The organism is Acinetobacter sp. UBA1297 (assembly GCF_002307755.1).
Classification (GTDB): Bacteria; Pseudomonadota; Gammaproteobacteria; order Pseudomonadales; family Moraxellaceae; genus Acinetobacter; species Acinetobacter radioresistens.
The window spans coordinates 143,455-163,928 of sequence record NZ_DBUF01000017.1 but is presented as its reverse complement, the minus strand read 5'-3'; the positions used below and the strand labels follow the sequence as shown (position 1 = coordinate 163,928).

Sequence of the window (20,474 nt, the reverse complement as noted above, 5' to 3'; positions counted from 1 at the left end):
AATCTCTAAAAGAGCCGCTTTCAAAGCGGCTTTTTCAATTTATCCGTTTAAAATATTTTGAGCAGATTCGGAAGTATAAAACCGTTCCAGATATACTCTAGCCCGCTTACGCAGATATTCGGAACTGCACATCGTCTGAATTACTGGCTGTAACAGTTGTTGTAACTCATGCTGGATCAGTGACTCATCAATGTTCAGATCACGGAGTAAAAGATCAAAATTACGTTCCTGATTGCGGACGTACCAGGCATGTACACCATCATGGATCTGCTGTTTCAAGTACTCGCTCTGGCGCATAAAGTCCCAGATTTCATGCCCCAGCTTCACAGTATTGGGTAAGTCCTCAACTTCAATATATTGCCGTAAAACACTTAAAGGCTGTTTTTTAATTTTATGCCAGAGATTGGCCTGAAAATGATAGAGCTTGTCATTATCGAAATGCTGGTTCAGCACATGTTCACTCATCTGGCCGAGTTTCAATATATTTTTTTGCAAATAATGATGGATTGTATCATCCAGACTGCTATCAGTAACAGTTTCCAGGACTGATTTTCCCATTTTCATAAAACGGCTTACACCCGGCACCTTTTTTGAGACTATAGAGTTATCCAGATAATCCTGAATGGCATGCTGAATAAGCTGAGTAATCATGGCAGAAAAAGCCGGACTATTTACGACGCTTTTAATGAGGCGTTCACGATGCTTACTTTTGCTGGCTACATATTGGGCAATACGATCAACTGTAAGTACTGGAATAACATCTTCTATTCTAGTCGAATCATTACACGGATGAATCAGTGCAAAACGGATATGTTCAGCAATCTGTTCAATCAAAAAACTGCTGGCGGGTGTGGCCAAAATCTGCTTTTGTAATAAATGATTAATCTCTTCAAAAGACCAGAGATCCTGTAAACGCTGCTTTCTGAACCATTGATAAAAACTGTTAAATTCCAGCGCAATAGTTTCAGGTAAACTAAATTCATGTTGTAAAAAATCAAGATGAGCTTCGATCAGCTGTTCGGTTTTTGTGGCTATTGTCATAATCGTTTTTCTATGGCCTAAGGTTGAGTGGGCTGAGTATTTAACGGTTTTTTCAGATTCTGGGTCTTCGCCAGAAAAGGCAGGTAGTGCTGGATGACTAGCTGTTCTGCCTCCATGATGGGCATATGGCCGACCTGGTCCAGAATCACGGGCGGTTCCGCGTGTTTTAATAGTGTTTTTAACTCTTCGGCAACCTCAACATTAATGATTCTGTCCTGCTTGCCCCAAATAATTAAACTCGGTGCATCAATAGTTCGGGCTAAGAGTGCAAAAGACTGCGGTGTATAGGTACGATTTAAAGCCACCAGCTGGTCTACCATTTTTGCTGTTTGTGGTGCCTGAGCAATCATGATCTGTTCTTGCGCCTGCTTGTAACGGCGTGGCAAGAAGGGAGGGTTCTGCATTACAGTTTTGAGCAGATAGTTAAAATCTCCAGGTTTAGAAACCACCAGCTGTTTAAGGTAAGCCGGATTATGCAGATAAGGCGTTTTGGCATTTCGAAATACGCCACCACTACTGACCAAAAATAGACTCTGGGTTTCAAAAGGATATTGGGCTGCATATAGCATGGCAATTGCACCACCCAATGAATGCCCAGCAAGATGCACCTGGTTTGGAATATTAGCTGCCTCGACAAAACGGCGTAACTGCTCGGTAATGTGCGGAACAGACATATCAAAATCTGCTGGGGTCCGGGTTTCACCTCCTATAGGCAAATCTGGAATGACCACATGATAATGCGGCGTTAAATAATGAGCCAGTCGGTTCCAGTTGTCACGGCTTCCGGAAAGACCGTGCAGGAGGAGTAGCGTGGGCTTGTCAACCGGCCCGCCTTCACTGTAGGACCAGGTCACTTCACCGACTTTCAGGGTTTTGCTGCGTAGCCCGGCCCAGCTCCGTTCTTCCTGTAAGGCCTGCTGAAATTCCTTCTGTAATTCTTCATTTTGGGCAATTGCAGTTGGACTTAATATACTTAAACAGCTTCCGAGCAAAATCATGGCAACTGTAGAGGAAAATTTAAAAGTACGCTGCATGCTTGAGCCTGTCATTTATCGGACTTCCCTGAAAAGTTACTCATTATATAAAAAAATCGCTATTGTTATCGACTCTGGCACAGATAGCATACCTGACTGACAACTAATCAGATAAAATGCAGTCAATTCCGTCAGCAGGAAAATAGCGGGTCTGATCATACAGTGTCTTTTATTTTGACAAAGTATTGATACGTAACTATATGAATCAATCATTATAAAAACGTCTCATTTATGAAGTTCGATAAAAAAGTACGCGATACTCTATTTTTTGTCAGTGACATTCAAAAATTGCAGGATTAAAATATTTTTTAACATTTAAAACAGATGGGAAATAGAATGCTAACTGCCCAAGAAGCTTTAGAACGCCTCAAACAGGGAAATCAACGTTTTGTGAAGGGAGAGACGACTCACCCCAAGCTTCTGTCACATCAGGAACGTGCAGAGATGGCAGAAGACCAGAATCCGTTCGCCATTATTCTGGGCTGTTCTGACTCACGTGTTCCGGCAGAAATGGTATTCGATCAGGGCCTAGGTGACCTGTTTGTTATTCGTGTAGCTGGTAATATTGTTGCACCTTCGCAGGTAGGAAGTGTCGAATTTGCTGCAGAGCGTTATGACTGTGCTGTAGTTGTGGTACTAGGCCACAGTCATTGTGGTGCAATTCAGGCCACTATTAATGCCTTGAATAATCCGGATCAGGAACCTTCCATGAACCTGATGTCAATTGTGAACCGTGTACGGCCTTCAGTTGAAATCCTGATGCAGACCGAACTTAAAAATGATGTTAAAAAACTGTCCAAACATGCAGTACGTTCTAACGTGTTTGCATCAGTTAACCAGTTGCGTCATGGTTCAGCCGTACTGGAAAGTCTGATTGCAAAAGGTAAGATGATTGTTGTAGGGGCAGAATATTCACTCGAGACAGGTGAAGTAGAGTTTTTGGATTTCTAACACAGAAAAATATTTAATCAGGCCTTGTATGCCATGACATACAAGGTCTTTAATTTATAGTGCGCCCTTAATATAAGGGTAAGCATTATTGAGTAGCCTCATTTGGGCCTTGCTATTGGGGTGTACCAGATCTGCCTGCATCAAGGTTTTATTGCCAGCAATTCCTTCCATAAAAAATGGCATCAATTTTACCTGATACTGCTGGCTAACTCTTTTATAAGTATTTTCAAAACTCTGACTATAAGCCGCGCCATAGTTTGGTGGAATCTTCATGCCAAATAGCAGCACTTTGGCTTTTGAAGCTTTTGCCTGCTGTACAAGTTGTCCAAGATTTTTCTCAATCATCTGTGGTGGCTGTCCACGCAGACCATCGTTCCCGCCCAGCTCAATCACGACCACATGGGGTTTATAGGTTTGTAAAAGCTTTGGAAAACGGGCCAGTGCACCACTAGTGGTTTCACCGCTGACGCTTGCATTGACCACTTTGTGCTGTTTCGGGTACTGTTGGTCAAGGCGCTTTTGCAATAATTGAACCCATCCCTGTTCCGGTTTCATACCATAACCGGCGCTGATACTATCGCCTAAAACCATAATAGTTTTAGCTGACGCCATTAGCGGAACTGCAGCCAAGCCTGCAATAGCCAGACGTTTAAGAATTAAAGACCACAATTTTCGATTTTGCATATCAGGAATTTTATGACTCAGGCCAATTTGCGATCTTCCATCATGCCACAACCGATTATTTCTGCCCAGCAGATCACACAAAGCATTCAACTGCCGCATCAAAATTTAACAATTCTAAAAGAGGTTAATTTACAGATTATGCCGGGAGAGCAGGTGGCTATTACAGGTCGCTCTGGTTCGGGTAAATCGACATTGCTGGGTATTCTGGCAACACTGGATCAGGCCAGTTCTGGTGAACTGATTATCTGCGAAGAAGAAGTTCATCGGTTAAATGAAGAGCAGCGTGCTCAGGTGCGCCTGAAATACATTGGCTTTATTTTTCAGTCTTTTCAGTTATTGCCAGCCTTAACTGCTGTCGAGAATGTGATGTTACCACTCAGGTTACAGCCAGACTTCCATTACCAGACAGCTGAGCAAAAGGCTTTAAAAATTCTGAAAAGGGTAGGGCTTGAGCGACAGGCCGGTCAGACTCCAAAAGTACTTTCGGGCGGCGAGCAGCAGCGTGTTGCCATTGCACGGGCACTTATCAGTGAGCCCGCAATCATTTTTGCCGATGAGCCAACAGGCAACCTCGATGGACAGACAGCTGAAGAAATTGAGCAGTTACTGTTTGAACTGAACCATGAACTGGGCACTACACTGGTACTGGTTACTCACGACCCTAAACTTGCCCGACAGTGCCAGCGTCACTTCGAACTGGTGAATGGCCATCTGATTGAAAAGACTTCAGGAGATACCCATGTTAAGTCCGGTGCTTAAACCACTATTAACACAGAGCTTTCGTAGCAGTGGTATCTATCTGTTGATCATTGCATTGGTTCTGGCCATCAGTGCCACAACTGCAGTTAAATTCAGTAATCAGCAGGTACAGCAGGCGGTTGCCTTACAGGCAGCGGAAATGCTTGCCGCTGATCTGGTGCTAAGTGATACCGCGCCGCTCGAGCAAAAATGGTTCCAGCAGGCCCGGCAGCTGGGTTTGACACAGTCAAAGGTTACTGTATTTAGCTCAATGGCCCATACGGATGACCAGTTTGTTATGGTTAATGTTAAGGCCATAGATCAGGCATTTCCTTTGAGAGGAGAACTGCAGAGTACCTCTGCTGCTCAAAATCCCAATCCGGGAGAAGTCTGGCTTAGCCCACGTGCCTTGGAACTATTAAAGGTAAAAGTAGGTGACCAGATTCAGGTTGCAGATGGCAGTTTTAACGTTGCAGCAGAAATTGTTAAAGACAGCAATCAGGAGTTAGGTTTTTCAGGGTTTTCACCTACTGTCATTATTCACCAGCAAGATATCGCACGTACAGGAGCTATTCAGGTGGGTAGCCGGGTACAGTACCGTTTATTGATGGCCGGATCAGCACAACAGGTACAAGCTTTTGAAAAAGGTTTTGAACAGCTCGCCGGACAAAAGCAGAAAAATAAAATTGATACAGAACAGGAAGGAGAAACTACCAGCCTGCAGTTGCGTAATGCGGGTGAAGCCAATACGCGTCTGATGAAACCGCTTGAGAATCTGGATACCTTTTTGCAACTGGCAAATATTCTTACTATTTTACTCTGCGGTATTGCTATCGCGCTCACTAGCCAACGCTATGTCATGCAAAACCAGGACCATCTGGCGCTGCTGCGCTGCCTGGGTGCTTCCAAACATAGTATTTTATGGGCTTATCTTATACTGCTGGTGATTATCATGCTGATTGCCATCAGTTTTGGCGCAATACTGGGAATTGGACTTGGTTATGGCTTGCTTCAGTTGATGCTGCAGCTCATCCCTAATTTGAACATCCAGTTTTCGGCACTGGCCATGCTACAGGGCCCGTTGCCTGTAGCCATGTTTACCAGTGCCATTGTGTTGTTGGGTTTTATCGGACCAAGCTTATGGCAACTCTTGAATATTCCCCCTATTCGGGTAATTCGTCAGCAGGAAAAATCGGTTGCCTCCATTCTGGTCATGCTTTCCACCGGGCTATTAAGTCTGGTGATCTTTAGTGTGGTACTCACAGAAAATCTGCGACTGACGGCATGGGTAATGCTGGCGATTATCCTGTTATGTACAGTACTTTACGGCTTAGTCTGGCTTATTCTGAAAATATTAAAAGCAGCAAAAGGCCGGATTTCAGCTTATGTGCGTACACCCTATCAGACTGCTTTACAAATAACAGCGCTAGCCTTGGGTTTAAGCCTGATCACGGTGCTGGCCGTATTGCGTACCGATATGCTGGAGCGCTGGCAGCAGCAACTCCCTGTAGATACACCGAACCAGTTCGTTTATGGCTTGCCTCCTTTTGACCTTGAACCATTTCAGCAACAGGTTCGACAAAATGGCTGGGCTGGAACAGCACTTTATCCAAATATCCGGGGACGTTTGACTGAGAAAAATGGTCAGCCTTTCTCAAGTGAACTTATTCAGAAAAGTAACTCCTTGCAACGTGAGCTTAATCTTACCCAGACAAAGCAATATCCGGCAGATAACCGGATTATTGAGGGAGCTGCTTCATTTAGCCAGGTTGGACAGGTTTCAGTTGAAGCAAAAACAGCAGAAGAGTTAGGAATCAGGGTCGGGGACGAGCTGGGTTTTAGTTTGCCAGAAGGCCTGTTAAACGCCCGGGTCATTAATCTGAGAACCGTTGAGTGGGAAAGTTTCAGTCCTAATTTCTTCTTTATTTTTTCACCAGATACAATAGATGAAAATGCGGGCAGTTATCTGGGCAGTTTTTATGTACCTGAAGAAGACAAGCCTAAACTGGTTAATCTGATTCAACAATTTCCGAATACGGTTTTTATTGATGTCAGTATGATTCTGGAACAGGTTAAACAGCTGGTAAATGTTTTGGTACAGATTATTACTGTACTGGCAGTACTGGTAAGTATCTCTGGTTTTCTGGTACTGCTGGCATGTCTAAACCTGCTGATGGACGAACGTAAGCAGGAAGTTGCACTATTACGTTCTTTTGGCAGTTCAAAACATAAATTAAAACAGATGCTGAGTCTGGAAATTGGATTAATCGGTTTTATTTCCGGAGCGGTCGCTTGTCTGTTTGCAGAGGTGATCAGTGCAATTGCCAGTTACCGTATGGAGTTGCCGATACAGTTACATGCTGAAATCTGGCTATTTCTACCACTTGTCATGACAGTCGTATGTGCCATCATTGGCCGATATCGCTTGAGCTATCTCTGTGATATTCCACCATTAGAGAGTCTGCGCTCGATTAATCAGTAAAAGTTTTTAGATAAATGCCAGCCTGGTTTAAAAGCCAAGCTGGTTTTTCATCTGGCTTAAAATTTCCTGCCAGAGGGGCTGAATCTGCTGTATCTGCTCCAGATTATACTGATACAAGGCCAGACAGCATGCTGCACCTATCAATAGGCCAGCCATTCCCCCTATAACGCTGACACGTAAACGCTGGCTGAGATACCAGAGCAGTGCTAACAGTATACCCATCAACATGCCGCCGATATGGGCTGCGTTATTAATGCCACTAATCATAAAACCCATGCCCAGATTAAGCCCCATAACCAGCAATAATGATTTTCGGTCCAGAATAAACTGCTGTCGGGGCAGTACTGGTAATAAAGATAGTATAGCCAAGGCTGCCCCCAGACCCATGACTGCGCCCGATGCGCCTGCACCTACACGTGGCAATAGCTCGGGTTCAAACTGATTCAGCAGGCTATATGTATTTTGAACATCAATATAGCCGCTGAGCAGACTTCCCATAAGACCGGCCAGTACATATAAACCTATAAAATAGGACCGTCCAAACAGCTGTTCAGCCACACTGCCAAAGATATAGAGGGCCCACATGTTTAACATAAGATGGATCAGACCAAAATGAAAAAACATGCTGGTGAATAGCCGTTGAGGTTCCTCTAAATAGGTTAAAGGTGCATAATCAGCACCCCAGCGGATTGCATCAATGATCTCAGGCTGGGTAATATCAACACCAGCGAAAATCTGCCAGGCGAACAACCCGACATTGATTGCAATCAGAAGCGCTGTACACCACCAAAGCTGCGTATTGGATTGAACCGGAAAAGGTGAATAGTTCGACATGCTTTTTTAAAAACAGATACGATATGGTCGAAGACAGCTTAACACGAAAAAAAATGAATACAGGAGTAACTCTCTGACATGAAAGCTATTATTGTTCGCACTTTGTTAATTCTTGTCAGTCTGTTTCTTTTAGTACAACTCTGGATTTTTAGCAGTCTGGTGTGGTGGCGTACCCATCCGGTTGAAACCACCATGTTTATGCGACTAGATTACTGGGCAGATCGAAGTCAGCCTATCCAGCATGAGTGGCGTGACTATGACCAGATCAGCGATTACTTTAAACATGCAATTGTCGCTGCAGAAGATGGCAAATTCCTTCAGCATCATGGATTTGACTGGGATGGCATCCAGCACGCTATTGAACGTAACGGAGAAAAGGGACAAGTGGTGGCCGGTGGTTCGACTATCTCCCAGCAGCTCGCTAAAAATCTGTTTTTATACAATAAACGCTCTTTTTTACGCAAAGGTCAGGAGGCTATCGCGACCTGGATGATGGAGCGTATGTGGACCAAACAGCGTATTTTAGAAGTTTATATGAATTCGGTTGAGTTCGGGGAAAATATCTATGGGGTAGAAGCTGCGACCCAGCATTACTTTGGTAAAAGCTCGCATAGCCTAAGCCGTGAACAGGCCGCTTTTCTGGCTGCACTTTTACCAAATCCGAAATACTATGATGAAAACCGGAATGACCGGAAATTACAGTATCGCAAGCGCATGATCAGTAAATATATGCGCTATAGCCATATTCCTTAATAATTTTTTAAAGATAAGCCCATTTTTTGGGCTTTTTTTTATGAAATTGTCAAAATTTTAACGCATACTTGAATGAAATATATCAGTTCTCATTCGTATAGGTTGCAGCATGAATAGTATAGTTCCAGCCAGTCCTTCAGAATATACATATAATGACCGCTACATTAACCGTGAACTGTCCATTCTGGACTTTCACCTGCGGGTACTGGAACAGGCTGTTGACCCGATACATCCCTTGCTGGAGCGTATGAATTTTCTGCTGATTTTTTCCCGTAATATGGATGAGTTTTTTGAAATCCGTGTTGCTGGAGTTATGGAGCAGCTGTACTTGGGAAATGAAAGCCGCAGTCCTGACGGTTTAACTCCCAAACAGGTCCTGGAAAGCATTTCCAAAACTGCACATGAGGCCATTGCCCGCCAGTACCGGATATTAAATCAGGAAATTTTACCCAAGCTGCGTGAAGAAGATATCTGTTTTCTGCGCCGTGGTGATTTAACACCTGCCCAATCCGCTTGGGTCAAAAAGTATTTTCAGGAGCAGGTTGCTCCAGTACTTACACCTATCAGTTTAGATCCAGCGCATCCATTCCCAAGACTGGTAAATAAAAGCTTAAATTTTATTGTCACCTTGGAAGGTAAAGATGCATTTGGCCGGCAGATTGATCTGGCTGTTGTTCCTGCCCCCCGGTCATTACCGCGTGTAGTTCGTTTACCCGATGAACTGACTGGTGGTAAAGAGCATCATGTCATGCTGTCTGCGATTATTCACGAACATGTTTCAGACCTGTTCCCCGGTATGACAGCTACCGGCTGTTACCAGTTCCGTGTGACCCGAAATGCCGATCTGGCACTCAATGAGGATGTGGAAGATCTGGCTAAAGCTCTTAAAGGCGAATTGAGCTCGCGACGGTTTGGCCGTGCAGTACGTCTGGAGGTAACTGAAAACTGTCCACAACATATTTATGAGTACCTGCTAAATGAGTTTGATCTGGATGAGGAGCAGTTATATAAAGTGGATGGTCCGGTCAATCTGGCCCGGCTGCTGTCAAACTTTAAACGTCCTCATCTACGCTATAACTCGCATACCCCGATAATTCCTAAAGTCCTAAAAAAATCGGAAAATATTTTCTCTGCCATGCAGAAACAGGACATTTTACTGCACCATCCATTTGAATCTTTTGCACCGGTAATTAATCTGCTGCGTGAAGCAGCGCGAGATCCGCAGGTATTGGCCATCAAGCAGACTCTATACCGTTCTGGACCGGATTCTGAAATTGTACAGGTTCTGGCAGAAGCTGCACGTAATGGCAAAGAAGTAACCGCAGTGATCGAGCTGCGTGCCCGTTTTGATGAAGAGTCCAATATTGAGGTAGCCAATGTCCTGCAGGAGGCAGGTGCGGTAGTGGTATACGGCATTGTGGGCTATAAAACTCATGCCAAAATGATTCTGGTTATCCGCCGTGAAAACAACAAACTGGTGCGTTATGTACATCTGGGTACAGGTAACTACCATGCAGCCAATGCACGGATTTATACTGACTATGGCCTGATGACCACTGACAAAGAGCTTTGTGAAGATGTACACCGGATTTTCCAGGAATTAACTGGAATGGGTAAAATGGCCAAGCTGAAAAAGCTGCTGCATGCCCCATTTACACTTCATCAGCAGTTGATTCACTATATTGAAGAAGAAATTGCTAATGCCAAAGCCGGGAAAAAAGCCCGTATTATCGTAAAGGTCAATGCCTTAACTGAAATGCAGCTGATTAACAAACTGTATGAGGCTTCACAGGCTGGGGTCAAGATCGATCTGATTATTCGCTCTATCTGCTGCCTGCGTCCGGGACTGCCAGGCCTTTCGGAGAATATTCAGGTCCGTTCTATTGTAGGTCGTTTTCTGGAGCATACACGGGTTTATTATTTCTCAAACAATGGCAATCCGCGTATTTACTGTTCCAGTGCCGACTGGATGGACCGCAATTTGTTTAATCGGGTAGAAGCCTGTTTCCCTATCGAAGATCCAGCATTGAAAAAACGTATCTATGAACAGGGGCTGGCAACCTATCTTAAAGATAACCAGCAGGCATGGATATTACAGGGCAACGGGCAGTGGCATCGTGCCCAGCTGGCTGAAGGTGAGGTACCTTACAATGCCCAGCAGACGCTACTGGAGATTTTTCAATCATGATAAAAAGGAGCCTTAAGGCTCCTTTTTACACTAAATAAAATAATCAGACATGAGCCTGAGCTTGTAACTCACTGCTGATTTTCTGAAAAATCTGTAACAGGACGTCGAACTCGCTCTGTAACGGTGTACTTTTACGGGTAACCAGTGCAAGCGTACGGTTTGGCGCTGCCTCAATCGATTTCACCATCAGCTCTTCATTGCACTTAATCATATTATTATGAATGGCAATTTCAGGAAGCAAAGTAAAGCCCAAGTTAGAAGATACCATTTCTACCAATGTAGGTAATGAGCTGGCTTTGAGGCGACTATCATTTTTACGTTCACCAATCGGGCAGGCACTCAAAGCATGGTCACGTAAGCAGTGGCCTTCTTCAAGCAGCATCAGTCGCGACAGATCCAGATCTTGCAGACTGTTTGCATTGGCTGCTTTCTGGTCAGCCTTATGATAAACCAGATACAGATCTTCTTTTGCGATTTCAGCCACTTTCAAATTACGGGTATCAAACGGTAGAGCCAGAGCAACCATATCCAGATTACCATGTTCAAGCTTTTCTACAATTTTCTCGCTTTGAGCTTCATGCAGATGTAGCTGAATCTTGGGTAACTGTTTATGCACTTCTTCAAGTAGCTGTGACAATAGAAAAGGTGCCATGGTTGGGATAATGCCCAGATGCAGGTCACCAGTCAACGGCTCGCTCATTTCACGGCTTAAACGCATTAAATCCTGAGCATCGGCCAGCAATACACGCGCTCGTGCGACCACCTGTTCACCCAGGGGAGTTAAACGTACATTCTGGCGGTCACGTTCTACCAGAACCCCACCAAGCAAACGTTCCAGCTCCATAATTCCGCCCGATAAAGTGGACTGAGTTACGAATGAACGGCGCGCTGCTTCAGTGAAATGCAACGTTTCAGACAGTGTTACAAGATATGACAGCTGTCTTAAAGAGGGTAATGCAGCCATAGTGTCCTAATGTGTATGATTAAAATGATGAGCAAATAAACTGCTAAGTTTAGGAATAAAATGCGGCGGAATATCATGCCCCATTCCATGAATCAATTCAAACTTAGCGCCTGGGATTGCTTTCGCAACAGCTTTGCCGTGGCTCGGTGGAAGTAAACGATCACGTGATCCATGGATCACTAATGTGGGCTGATGGATCTGTTTATCCAGCTTTAGCAATGAACCTGTACATAATATTGCTAAAAACTGTTGAAGTACACCCGCTGGATAATAACTCCGTTGATATAGTTTACGTGCACTCTGTATGGCTTCAACCTGATTAATATAGCCGGGAGATCCTATAATCTCAAATAACTTCAAACTATGACTAATAATTCCTTCTTCATCATTGCTTTCAGGCTTGCCAATTAGGCTAAACAGCTGTTTTGGAAAAGGAGGGGGAAGCAAAGGCTGATTATTGCTGGTAAACATCAAGCCTAACTTCTCGACCTTATCCGGATAGCGGGCTGCAAGAATCTGCGCAATCATACCACCCATTGAAGCACCGATAACATAGGTTTTTTCCAGCCCCATTCTTTCAAGCAGTAAAGCTACATCATCAGCCATGTCATAGAGGGTATAAGGTGCTCCCTGATTCTGTAGACCAAGCGCAAAACGTCCCATCAGCTTAAAAGTATTTAAACGTGGTCCTTTATGACGTATCTTTGATGAAAGTCCAATATCGCGATTATCAAAACGAATTACCCGATAACCCTGGTCAATTAATGATTTACAAAAGAAATCCGGCCAATATAAAAGCTGCGCACCTAGTCCCATGATTAACAGAATAGTTGGATGTTCAGGTTTACCGCCAATTTCTACATGAAGTTCGATTCCGTTGCCTAAATCGACCCGAGTTTCATGCATAAAAGAAGAATAAGGTGAAGCTTTAAGTTGAAAATTACTATTCATAAAACCACTTATCTCCCGAAACAGCGGTATTGACTGAAAATCACTCTGCTTATTTATGCGCTAAACCTGAGGCGGAATCAAGTCAGGTACCTGTTTTGCCAGGTTCAGGCGCTGCTTGCCTGCTGTTGGACCAAGTAAAACAAAACCGCGTAATGTTCCTGAAGCATCTACAGCTTTGGCAATCAGACCATCTTCAAACTCTTCATTTTCCCAGGAGACTTCAATATCTAAAGGAGCAGGAAGAACAGTAAGAGGGGCAGCCGGAGTTTTTACTGCAACGGGCATAGCCGGATAATGGACGTGAGTATGCTCGCCATTTAAGGTTTTAGCCAGAGCCCGTGCCTGTTGCATAATCGGCATGACATAAGGGAGCAGGGTTCCATTTACCTCAGCACAGTCACCTATGGCATAAATATCAGGCTGACTGGTTTCCAGCAGGCCATTTGTAACTATACCGCGACTGGTCTGAATCTGGGCTGCTTTCGCCAGTTCAAGGTTTGGCTGCAAGCCAATTGCAGAAAGCACGATATCAGCCTCCAATACTTTTCCGTTTGCAAGACTCACAACATAGTCATCATTTTCAATTTTATTAACCTGCTCTACAGTGGTATTAAACACAAACTTGATACCGGCCTGTTCCAGTTTATGCTGGAATGAACTGGCCACATGCTGAGGTAATAAACTGCCAAGCGGTTGTGAGGACAGATCAATCACAGTAACGTCGTGTCCGGTATGCTGCAAGTCATTGGCAAATTCACAGCCAATTAGACCCGCACCTAAAATCACAACACGCTTATCTTTACGCGATGACAGATTTTCACGGAATTTACGGTAGTCGATTAATGAATTTACGACATGAATATCTTCACTGGCGTTCCCGGCAATATTCAGGCGAACCGGATTAGCCCCAACGGCCAGAATCAGCTTGGAGTATTTCTGCTTTCGGGACTGCTGATCTTTTTCAATGAGCAGTTCATGCTGTTCAGGATGAATTTCTTTTAGCCAAGTAAAGGTCTCAATCTGCATATTGAGCTGAGTCGCCATTTTCTGTGCATCACCCAATAGAATCTGTTCAGGTGATTTATTACCTACCAAGGCGTTTGAAAGAGTCGGTTTAGCATAATTTACTGCATCATCGGCACAAATCATCACAAGTTCCTGTTCAGTATTTAATTTACGGAACTCCCGTGCAAGGGTATAGCCTGCCATCCCTGAGCCGATAATGACGATAGGGTCCATATTTTTCTCCATGTTCAATAAATTATGCTCGATGTGAAAAAGACCATGTCGGGCATGGTCTTGGTATTCTTTAAACTTCGATCATCTCGAAATCTGCTTTAGATACCCCACAATCCGGGCAGGTCCAGTCATCCGGAATATCTTCCCATTTTGTTCCCGGTGCGATGCCATCTTGTGGCCAACCTTGAGCTTCGTCATAAATCCAACCACAAACGATGCATTGGTACTTCTTCATCTGTATCTCCAAAACTGCTGGGCCAAAAGACCTGGCAGGAAAAACAAGCAACTATTGTTAAATCTTTAAAATTATAAACATTCAGGAATGTTCATCTTGCCATAAATTTTTACGCTGTTCAGCAGTCAAAGTAAAGCAAATAACGGAGTTTAACCAGTTTGAAAACTGAGGTAATGGCAGAGTAGGTCAAAAGGAGGGGCAAACAGGCAATATTTTGTACTATCTATTCCTAAATAACTGAATCTGTAAGGATATAAAAATATTAATTGTTTTAAAGATTATCAAATATAGGATCAGTCATTATTTTTAATAAAATATCTAATAACAGACATGAGACTAAAAAAGCAGAAGCGTAGATAATAAGACCATAGTCTACTAGCTAGGCAGCGATGATTCATTTATTTTAAAGATAGGTAAAATTTTATTTAAAAATACCTTTAATTAAAATTAATTAAATTCAGACACTTATATTTTTTATTTTTTTGATTATTAAATATTCTGCATTAGATAACTGGCTATAACCTGAATAAAAGCATAAAATTCATGCATTCTTTTTCGTTTTTCCAGATTCTCTCCCATGACCAGTTTGCATACAACATTGTGGACTCATATCCGCACGGTACAAGATTTCCCTAAGCCCGGTATATGTTTTTACGACCTGACACCTTTATTCATGCAGAATATTGCCGCTTTAACAGATGCTTTAATTGCTAGCATTCCGGCTGAAGCACTAAATGAAGTCGACAGTTTCCTGGCGGTAGAAGCACGTGGTTTTGTTTTGGCCAGTCTTTTAGCCCAGCGTTTAAATAAAGGTTTATTACTGGTGCGTAAAGCTGGCAAATTGCCGCCTCCAGTAGTGGGTGTTGGTTATAGTCTTGAGTATGGCGTAGACCGTCTGGAAATGGCTGATGGTATTGCACCACAGAAAGTTATTATTGTTGATGACGTGCTGGCTACAGGCGGTACTTTAAAAGCTGTAAAACAGCTTGCTGAAAAATGTCAGCATCATATTCTTGGAGCAAGTATTTTACTTGACCTGCCAGATTTACATAGTGATTTAGGGGTTAATATCTGGTCTGTTCTGGATGAACGTACCCAGCCTGAAGCACAAGTCGCCTAAAATTTATTCTTATAAAGCCGGATAATTCAGATAGGTTGCAAAAAATGGTTCTCCAGATGATGCAACAGCTGATTTAAATTATCCGGATTAGACAGGCGGTGACAACCGCCTTCTACTGCTTCAACTAGCATAAACTGTTCCAGATATTCTTGTGCTTCCAGCATATTCAGCTCTTCATCACCCAGTTCAAGATATGCAATTTTGGGTGCATCAGAATCCAGATCTGTCTCATTAATAGATGGATAATCTGTCCGGAATTGTGGTTTCAAACTGGGATTGGCAACCAGTGCCGGTAGCTTGAATAAGGCCGACATCTTTAATGCCCAGTACGCACCCAGGCTATGTCCTACCAGCACATCAGGCTGAATTTTCTGGATTATTTCCTGATAAAAGTGAGCAACTGTCTGATAATTCAGATTACGATAGTCCACTGTAATACAGCATTTATTTTCTGACTGAAGTGCATGGAACTTGGTAGATTCCCGTGAGGAATCCAGCCCATGCATAAATAATATCTTTAATGTGCACTTATTCATTTAATTTACTTCAAATCGCTATCCAGAAATATCCAAGATATCCGTTATCTTTTCTTGTCCCTTCCGGTAGGTAGTTTAATTTTGCGCCTGTCGCTTGGCTGTTAGCTATTGGTCTAGATTAGATCAAAGTCTAAGTAAAATGCATTGATGAAATTATTTTGCTTTAGCGTGATGCAAGGCATACGAAAAATGTAACCAATCTGCTATGCTATGTGACTTCTTTTTATACTTGAATCGAGGCAGAGATGACGCAACATAACGCTCAATCGACTTCTGAACACACTATTTCCGAAAACGATTTAATTGCACAGCGTCATGCCAAACTAAAACAGATCAAAGAGCAGGCCGAAGAGACTGGTAAGAGTCCTTGGCCAAATACATTTAAACGTGAACATTATGCGCAGGATCTACAGGATCTTTTTGCTGGCAAAACCAAAGAAGAAATTGAAGCTGGTGAAAAAGTTTATGTGTCTGTAGCAGGGCGCGTGATGCTGAATCGTGGCTCCTTCATTGTCATTCAGGATATGACTGGCCGTATTCAGCTTTATGTTGCACGTAAAGAATTAGATGAACAAACTCTTGCAAGCATTAAGGGCTTGGATCTTGGTGATATTATTGCTGTAAAAGGTTACATTGGGCGTTCAGGTAAAGGGGATCTTTATGTTCATATCGAACATTTTGAATTACTCACCAAATCGCTCCGTCCATTGCCTGATAAGTTTCATGGTTTAAACGATACTGAAGTTAAGTATCGTAAACGTTATCTGGATTTAATTGTTAACGAAGAAACCCGTAAAACATTTGAAATTCGTGCCAAAGTTGTTGCAGGTATCCGTAGTTACCTGAACAGTGAGCGTTTCATGGAAGTTGAGACGCCGATGATGCATGTCATTCCTGGTGGTGCTTCAGCACGTCCTTTTGAAACTCACCATAATGCTCTGGATATGCCACTCTTTCTGCGTATTGCGCCTGAGCTTTACCTAAAACGTTTGGTTGTGGGCGGCTTTGAACGAGTATTTGAGATTAACCGTAACTTTCGTAATGAAGGGGTATCGACCCGACATAATCCGGAATTTACCATGATCGAGTTTTATCAGGCTTACGCAGATTATAAAGACCTGATGCAACTGACCGAGAATATGCTAGAAAAACTGGCGCTCGATATTCTGGGAACAACCGATGTGCCTTATCAGGGAGAAGTTTTTAACTTCAAAGGACCATATAAGAAAATCTCGATGTTTAATGCCATTCTTGAGCATAATCCGGAATTTACACCAGAAAATGTTAATGATCGGGAATTCCTGGCAAAATTTATTCGGGAAGAACTTAAAGAACAGGTGAAAGCTGGTTTTGGTTTAGGTAAGCTGCAAACAATCGTGTTTGAAGAAACAGTAGAAACCAAACTGCGCCAGCCGACTTTTATTACTGAGTACCCGGCAGAAACCTCTCCATTGGCACGCCGTAATAATGATAACCCCCATATTACAGACCGTTTTGAATTTTTTATCGGTGGTCGTGAACTGGCCAATGGCTTTTCAGAGCTGAATGACCCGATTGATCAGGCAGAGCGTTTTCAGGCTCAGGTTGAAGAAAAAGATGCAGGTGATGATGAAGCAATGCACTATGATGCAGAGTTCATTGAAGCTTTAGAATATGGCCTGCCACCAACCGCCGGAGAGGGAATTGGTATTGACCGTCTGGTAATGATTTTTGCAGATGCGCCAAGTATTCGTGATGTAATTTTATTCCCACACATGCGTCGTAAAGATGTCTGATTACTAAAATAAAGAGAAGCCTGCTGAATGCAGGCTTTTTTATTGTTCCCTATTCTAAATAACTGATGAATCCAGTTAATTCATTGTATAGGTTTTATTTAATGCACAATTGATAACTTCTTATATGAAAACCAAGAATATATATATCACAAAAGAAGCAATAGCCTAGACTGGCAAATCACTATAATGAATATAGTTCGTCAGATGCGTAATAAGCATCGATCCAAGTTTTAATCAAGATAGACATCCGGAGTTGTTATGGCAATCGTTCCTCCAACTGAGGAAAGACTTACACATCTAAAACAGCTTGAAGCTGAAAGCATTCACATCATTCGTGAAGTTGCTGCCGAATTTGAAAATCCGGTGATGTTGTATTCTATTGGTAAAGATTCTGCGGTAATGCTTCATCTGGCTATGAAAGCATTTTATCCAGCTAAGCTTCCTTTTCCGTTACTGCATGTAGATACCGGCTGGAAATTCCGTGCCATGATCAAGTTCCGTGATGAGATGGCGAAGAAACTGGGTCTGGATCTGATTGTTCATCAGAATAAAGAAGGCCGCGATGCCGGAATCAATCCGTTTGACCAAGGCAGCTCAAAATATACTGATATTATGAAGACCCAAGGTTTAAAGCAAGCTTTGGACAAATACCAGTTTGATGCAGCTTTTGGCGGTGCACGTCGTGATGAAGAAAAATCACGTGCTAAAGAACGCGTCTATTCATTCCGTGATTCTAAACACCGCTGGGACCCAAAAAACCAGCGACCAGAACTCTGGAATATTTATAACGGTAAAGTAAATAAAGGTGAAAGTATTCGTGTCTTTCCTTTATCAAACTGGACCGAGCTTGATATCTGGCAATATATTTTCCTTGAAAATATAGAACTTGTACCTTTGTATTTCTCTGCTGTACGTCCAGTGGTAGAACGTGATGGTACACTGATTATGGTAGATGATGAACGTATGCGTCTGAAAGAGGGCGAAGTTCCACAAATGAAATCTGTACGTTTCCGTACATTAGGCTGTTATCCGCTTACAGGGGCTGTGAAATCTACAGCAGCAACCTTGCCGGATATCATTCAGGAAATGCTTTTAACCACCAGCTCCGAACGTCAGGGTCGCATGATTGACCATGATGAAGCAGGTTCGATGGAAAAGAAAAAGCAAGAAGGTTATTTCTAAAAATTTGTGGAGCGTGATGTATGTCTCATCAGTCTGAACTGATTAGCCAGGATATTCTGGCTTACCTTAAACAGCACGAGCAAAAAGACCTTCTACGCTTTTTGACGTGCGGTAATGTTGACGATGGTAAAAGTACCTTAATTGGCCGCCTATTATTTGATTCAAAGCTGATCTATGAAGATCAGTTACAGGCAGTAACCCGCGACAGTAAAAAAGTCGGCACTACAGGGGATGCACCGGATCTGGCTCTTCTGGTTGACGGTCTACAAGCAGAACGCGAGCAGGGCATTACCATTGATGTCGCTTACCGTTATTTCTCAACAGAAAAGCGCAAATTCATTATTGCCGATACACCGGGACATGAGCAGTATACTCGGAATATGGCAACCGGAGCCTCGACCTGTGACCTTGCCATTATTCTGATTGATGCACGTTATGGGGTACAGACCCAAACCCGCCGTCACAGCTATATCGCCAGCCTGTTAGGTATTAAAAATATTATTGTTGCCATTAACAAGATGGACCTGGTGGACTTTTCTGAAGCCCGTTTTAACGAGATCCAGGCTGAGTACAATGATTTTGTTAATCAGCTGGGCGACCGTAAACCGGCTAATATTATCTTTACGCCGATTTCAGCATTAAATGGTGACAATGTAGTCAACCCATCAGCCAATACCCCATGGTATAAGGGCCAGACCCTGATGGCGACGCTGGAAAATGTAGAGATCAACCGTAATTCTGCTAAGCAGGAATTCCGTTTTCCAGTGCAGTACGTAAACCGTCCAAATCTGGATTTTCGTGGATTTGCTGGTACGATTGCATTAGGCGCGGTAAATGTGGGTGATGAAATCATTGCCTTACCATCAGGTAAACGATCAACAGTTAAAGAAATCGTGACCTATGATGGTAATCTTGAGCAGGCAGTTGCAGGGCAGGCAGTCACTTTAACCTTAAATGATGAGATTGATATTTCCCGCGGTAACCTGATTGTTAAAGCAGGTGACCAGCCAGAAATCTCACGTTCTGTACGTGCTACTGTCGTATGGATGACTGACCAGCCTCTTGTAAAAGGCAAGCTTTATAATATCAAGCTAGGCACACAAACTGTTCCAGCCAAAGTCACCGAGATTAATTATCGCGTCAATGTGAATACGCTTGAGCAAACTCAGGTGGAACAGCTTGAACTTAATGCAATTGCCAATGTAACAGTGGAATTTGATGCACCTGTAGTCTTTGACCGTTACCAGGACAGCCGCTATACCGGTGCATTTATTTTTATTGATCGTCTGAGCAATGTGACAGTTGGAGCAGGTATGGTTGAATCTGCCGTTGAGTGGAATGCCAATGCCAAGCCAGTTACTGCAGAAGACCGTGCTGCACGTTTAGGTCAAAAACCTGCGGTTGTGAGTGTAAATACACAAGTACTTGAACATGCTCAAGGGCTGGAAAGTCTACTCATGCAGCAGGGCATAGTTGCACTTGCTAAGGTTGGCTTAACGGCAGAGCAGGCAATCCTGTTACGTGAAACAGGTATTGTAGTGATTACAGATATTACAGAAAGTGCTGATGTTAAGCTCAATTTAGATACGGTTGAAGAGCTGGCTGATAAAATTGTCGAATTAGTTCGTCTATAAGACTCAACTATTTTAAGAAAACCCGTCTTAATGGCGGGTTTTTTTATTAAAAGCATACTTATAAAAATATTAAATTTCCGTATTGAAAACTTTTATTTTAATCGATGGATTTCTAATTTGATTACTTTTACTT

General features: G+C 43.0%; 18 protein-coding genes. 9 read left to right on the top strand and 9 right to left on the bottom strand.

Annotated features, from left to right (window positions below; translation table 11 throughout):
• Window positions 1-39: 39 nt before the first annotated feature.
• Both B3R63_RS08420 and B3R63_RS08415 read right to left on the bottom strand, forming a co-directional pair.
• Window positions 40-1,041 (bottom strand): hypothetical protein, encoded by a 1,002-nt coding sequence (locus B3R63_RS08420; protein ID WP_286729726.1) that lies wholly within the window; start codon window positions 1,039-1,041, stop codon window positions 40-42.
• Window positions 1,042-1,058: 17 nt separating this feature from the next.
• A complete protein-coding gene (locus tag B3R63_RS08415) occupies window positions 1,059-2,090 on the bottom strand; it encodes an alpha/beta fold hydrolase (protein WP_286729723.1) in 1,032 nt (343 codons plus the stop codon).
• A 321-nt stretch (window positions 2,091-2,411) separates the two neighbouring features.
• Here B3R63_RS08415 and B3R63_RS08410 point away from each other — a divergent pair, with 321 nt between their 5' ends.
• On the top strand, window positions 2,412-3,026 hold the full coding sequence (locus B3R63_RS08410) for a carbonic anhydrase (RefSeq protein ID WP_005019060.1): 615 nt from the start codon (window positions 2,412-2,414) through the stop codon (window positions 3,024-3,026).
• A gap of 54 nt (window positions 3,027-3,080) precedes the next feature.
• Here the strand turns inward: B3R63_RS08410 and B3R63_RS08405 are convergent, their stop codons facing one another.
• Window positions 3,081-3,638, bottom strand: a complete 558-nt coding sequence (locus B3R63_RS08405) for an arylesterase (protein WP_372410819.1) — start codon at window positions 3,636-3,638, stop codon at window positions 3,081-3,083.
• Window positions 3,639-3,722: 84 nt separating this feature from the next.
• Here B3R63_RS08405 and B3R63_RS08400 point away from each other — a divergent pair, with 84 nt between their 5' ends.
• On the top strand, window positions 3,723-4,469 hold the full coding sequence (locus tag B3R63_RS08400) for an ABC transporter ATP-binding protein (protein ID WP_286729720.1): 747 nt from the start codon (window positions 3,723-3,725) through the stop codon (window positions 4,467-4,469).
• Complete coding sequence (locus B3R63_RS08395) at window positions 4,450-6,930, top strand: ABC transporter permease (RefSeq protein ID WP_286729718.1); 2,481 nt, start codon at window positions 4,450-4,452, stop codon at window positions 6,928-6,930. The genes B3R63_RS08400 and B3R63_RS08395 overlap by 20 nt, the downstream gene beginning before the upstream one ends.
• Window positions 6,931-6,957: 27 nt before the next feature.
• Here B3R63_RS08395 and B3R63_RS08390 read toward each other — a convergent pair whose 3' ends face one another.
• Window positions 6,958-7,764 (bottom strand): rhomboid family intramembrane serine protease, encoded by an 807-nt coding sequence (locus B3R63_RS08390; RefSeq protein WP_005027306.1) that lies wholly within the window; start codon window positions 7,762-7,764, stop codon window positions 6,958-6,960.
• A 78-nt stretch (window positions 7,765-7,842) separates the two neighbouring features.
• Here B3R63_RS08390 and mtgA point away from each other — a divergent pair, with 78 nt between their 5' ends.
• Window positions 7,843-8,517, top strand: a complete 675-nt coding sequence (gene mtgA, locus B3R63_RS08385; RefSeq protein ID WP_005019068.1) for a monofunctional biosynthetic peptidoglycan transglycosylase — start codon at window positions 7,843-7,845, stop codon at window positions 8,515-8,517.
• Between the two features lie 109 nt (window positions 8,518-8,626).
• Window positions 8,627-10,705 carry a polyphosphate kinase 1 gene (gene ppk1, locus B3R63_RS08380; protein WP_005019069.1) on the top strand — a complete coding sequence of 693 codons (2,079 nt, stop codon included), beginning with the start codon at window positions 8,627-8,629 and terminating at the stop codon, window positions 10,703-10,705.
• A 43-nt stretch (window positions 10,706-10,748) separates the two neighbouring features.
• Here ppk1 and oxyR read toward each other — a convergent pair whose 3' ends face one another.
• From oxyR to rubA, 4 genes are all read right to left on the bottom strand, one after another.
• Complete coding sequence (oxyR, locus tag B3R63_RS08375; RefSeq protein WP_005027304.1) at window positions 10,749-11,669, bottom strand: LysR family transcriptional regulator OxyR; 921 nt, start codon at window positions 11,667-11,669, stop codon at window positions 10,749-10,751.
• A 6-nt stretch (window positions 11,670-11,675) separates the two neighbouring features.
• A complete protein-coding gene (gene estB / locus B3R63_RS08370; RefSeq protein ID WP_005019072.1) occupies window positions 11,676-12,620 on the bottom strand; it encodes an esterase EstB in 945 nt (314 codons plus the stop codon).
• A 60-nt stretch (window positions 12,621-12,680) separates the two neighbouring features.
• A complete protein-coding gene (locus B3R63_RS08365; RefSeq protein WP_286729712.1) occupies window positions 12,681-13,859 on the bottom strand; it encodes an NAD(P)/FAD-dependent oxidoreductase in 1,179 nt (392 codons plus the stop codon).
• 70 nt (window positions 13,860-13,929) lie between these two features.
• Window positions 13,930-14,094: a rubredoxin RubA gene (rubA, locus tag B3R63_RS08360; protein WP_005019074.1), complete on the bottom strand. Its 165-nt coding sequence runs from the start codon at window positions 14,092-14,094 to the stop codon at window positions 13,930-13,932.
• A gap of 577 nt (window positions 14,095-14,671) precedes the next feature.
• On the opposite strand from rubA, the gene B3R63_RS08355 reads away from it, so the two are divergent.
• Window positions 14,672-15,214, top strand: a complete 543-nt coding sequence (locus B3R63_RS08355; protein WP_005027299.1) for an adenine phosphoribosyltransferase — start codon at window positions 14,672-14,674, stop codon at window positions 15,212-15,214.
• 26 nt (window positions 15,215-15,240) lie between these two features.
• On the opposite strand, the gene B3R63_RS08350 is transcribed toward B3R63_RS08355, so the two are convergent.
• Window positions 15,241-15,750 (bottom strand): YqiA/YcfP family alpha/beta fold hydrolase, encoded by a 510-nt coding sequence (locus B3R63_RS08350; RefSeq protein ID WP_005404380.1) that lies wholly within the window; start codon window positions 15,748-15,750, stop codon window positions 15,241-15,243.
• A 245-nt stretch (window positions 15,751-15,995) separates the two neighbouring features.
• Between B3R63_RS08350 and lysS the strand changes: the two genes are divergently transcribed.
• The 3 genes from lysS to cysN all read left to right on the top strand — a co-directional run bounded on the left by lysS (window position 15,996) and on the right by cysN (window position 20,341).
• The gene (gene lysS / locus B3R63_RS08345) at window positions 15,996-17,525 is read left to right on the top strand and encodes a lysine--tRNA ligase (RefSeq protein ID WP_248136821.1); all 1,530 of its coding nucleotides are present in this window, start codon (window positions 15,996-15,998) and stop codon (window positions 17,523-17,525) included.
• Between the two features lie 258 nt (window positions 17,526-17,783).
• The gene (cysD, locus tag B3R63_RS08340) at window positions 17,784-18,707 is read left to right on the top strand and encodes a sulfate adenylyltransferase subunit CysD (RefSeq protein WP_286729707.1); all 924 of its coding nucleotides are present in this window, start codon (window positions 17,784-17,786) and stop codon (window positions 18,705-18,707) included.
• 20 nt (window positions 18,708-18,727) lie between these two features.
• Window positions 18,728-20,341 carry a sulfate adenylyltransferase subunit CysN gene (gene cysN / locus B3R63_RS08335; RefSeq protein ID WP_286729704.1) on the top strand — a complete coding sequence of 538 codons (1,614 nt, stop codon included), beginning with the start codon at window positions 18,728-18,730 and terminating at the stop codon, window positions 20,339-20,341.
• The last annotated feature ends 133 nt before the right edge of the window (window positions 20,342-20,474 follow it).

Bases quoted from the DNA above. Each gene is read 5' to 3' on its own strand.
- B3R63_RS08420 (WP_286729726.1), bottom strand. From the start codon at position 1,041: ATGACAATAGCCACAAAAACCGAACAGCTGATCGAAGCTCATCTTGAT.
- B3R63_RS08415 (WP_286729723.1), bottom strand. From the start codon at position 2,090: ATGACAGGCTCAAGCATGCAGCGTACTTTTAAATTTTCCTCTACAGTT.
- B3R63_RS08410 (WP_005019060.1), top strand. From the start codon at position 2,412: ATGCTAACTGCCCAAGAAGCTTTAGAACGCCTCAAACAGGGAAATCAA.
- B3R63_RS08405 (WP_372410819.1), bottom strand. From the start codon at position 3,638: ATGGCGTCAGCTAAAACTATTATGGTTTTAGGCGATAGTATCAGCGCC.
- B3R63_RS08400 (WP_286729720.1), top strand. From the start codon at position 3,723: ATGACTCAGGCCAATTTGCGATCTTCCATCATGCCACAACCGATTATT.
- B3R63_RS08395 (WP_286729718.1), top strand. From the start codon at position 4,450: ATGTTAAGTCCGGTGCTTAAACCACTATTAACACAGAGCTTTCGTAGC.
- B3R63_RS08390 (WP_005027306.1), bottom strand. From the start codon at position 7,764: ATGTCGAACTATTCACCTTTTCCGGTTCAATCCAATACGCAGCTTTGG.
- mtgA (WP_005019068.1), top strand. From the start codon at position 7,843: ATGAAAGCTATTATTGTTCGCACTTTGTTAATTCTTGTCAGTCTGTTT.
- ppk1 (WP_005019069.1), top strand. From the start codon at position 8,627: ATGAATAGTATAGTTCCAGCCAGTCCTTCAGAATATACATATAATGAC.
- oxyR (WP_005027304.1), bottom strand. From the start codon at position 11,669: ATGGCTGCATTACCCTCTTTAAGACAGCTGTCATATCTTGTAACACTG.
- estB (WP_005019072.1), bottom strand. From the start codon at position 12,620: ATGAATAGTAATTTTCAACTTAAAGCTTCACCTTATTCTTCTTTTATG.
- B3R63_RS08365 (WP_286729712.1), bottom strand. From the start codon at position 13,859: ATGGACCCTATCGTCATTATCGGCTCAGGGATGGCAGGCTATACCCTT.
- rubA (WP_005019074.1), bottom strand. From the start codon at position 14,094: ATGAAGAAGTACCAATGCATCGTTTGTGGTTGGATTTATGACGAAGCT.
- B3R63_RS08355 (WP_005027299.1), top strand. From the start codon at position 14,672: ATGACCAGTTTGCATACAACATTGTGGACTCATATCCGCACGGTACAA.
- B3R63_RS08350 (WP_005404380.1), bottom strand. From the start codon at position 15,750: ATGAATAAGTGCACATTAAAGATATTATTTATGCATGGGCTGGATTCC.
- lysS (WP_248136821.1), top strand. From the start codon at position 15,996: ATGACGCAACATAACGCTCAATCGACTTCTGAACACACTATTTCCGAA.
- cysD (WP_286729707.1), top strand. From the start codon at position 17,784: ATGGCAATCGTTCCTCCAACTGAGGAAAGACTTACACATCTAAAACAG.
- cysN (WP_286729704.1), top strand. From the start codon at position 18,728: ATGTCTCATCAGTCTGAACTGATTAGCCAGGATATTCTGGCTTACCTT.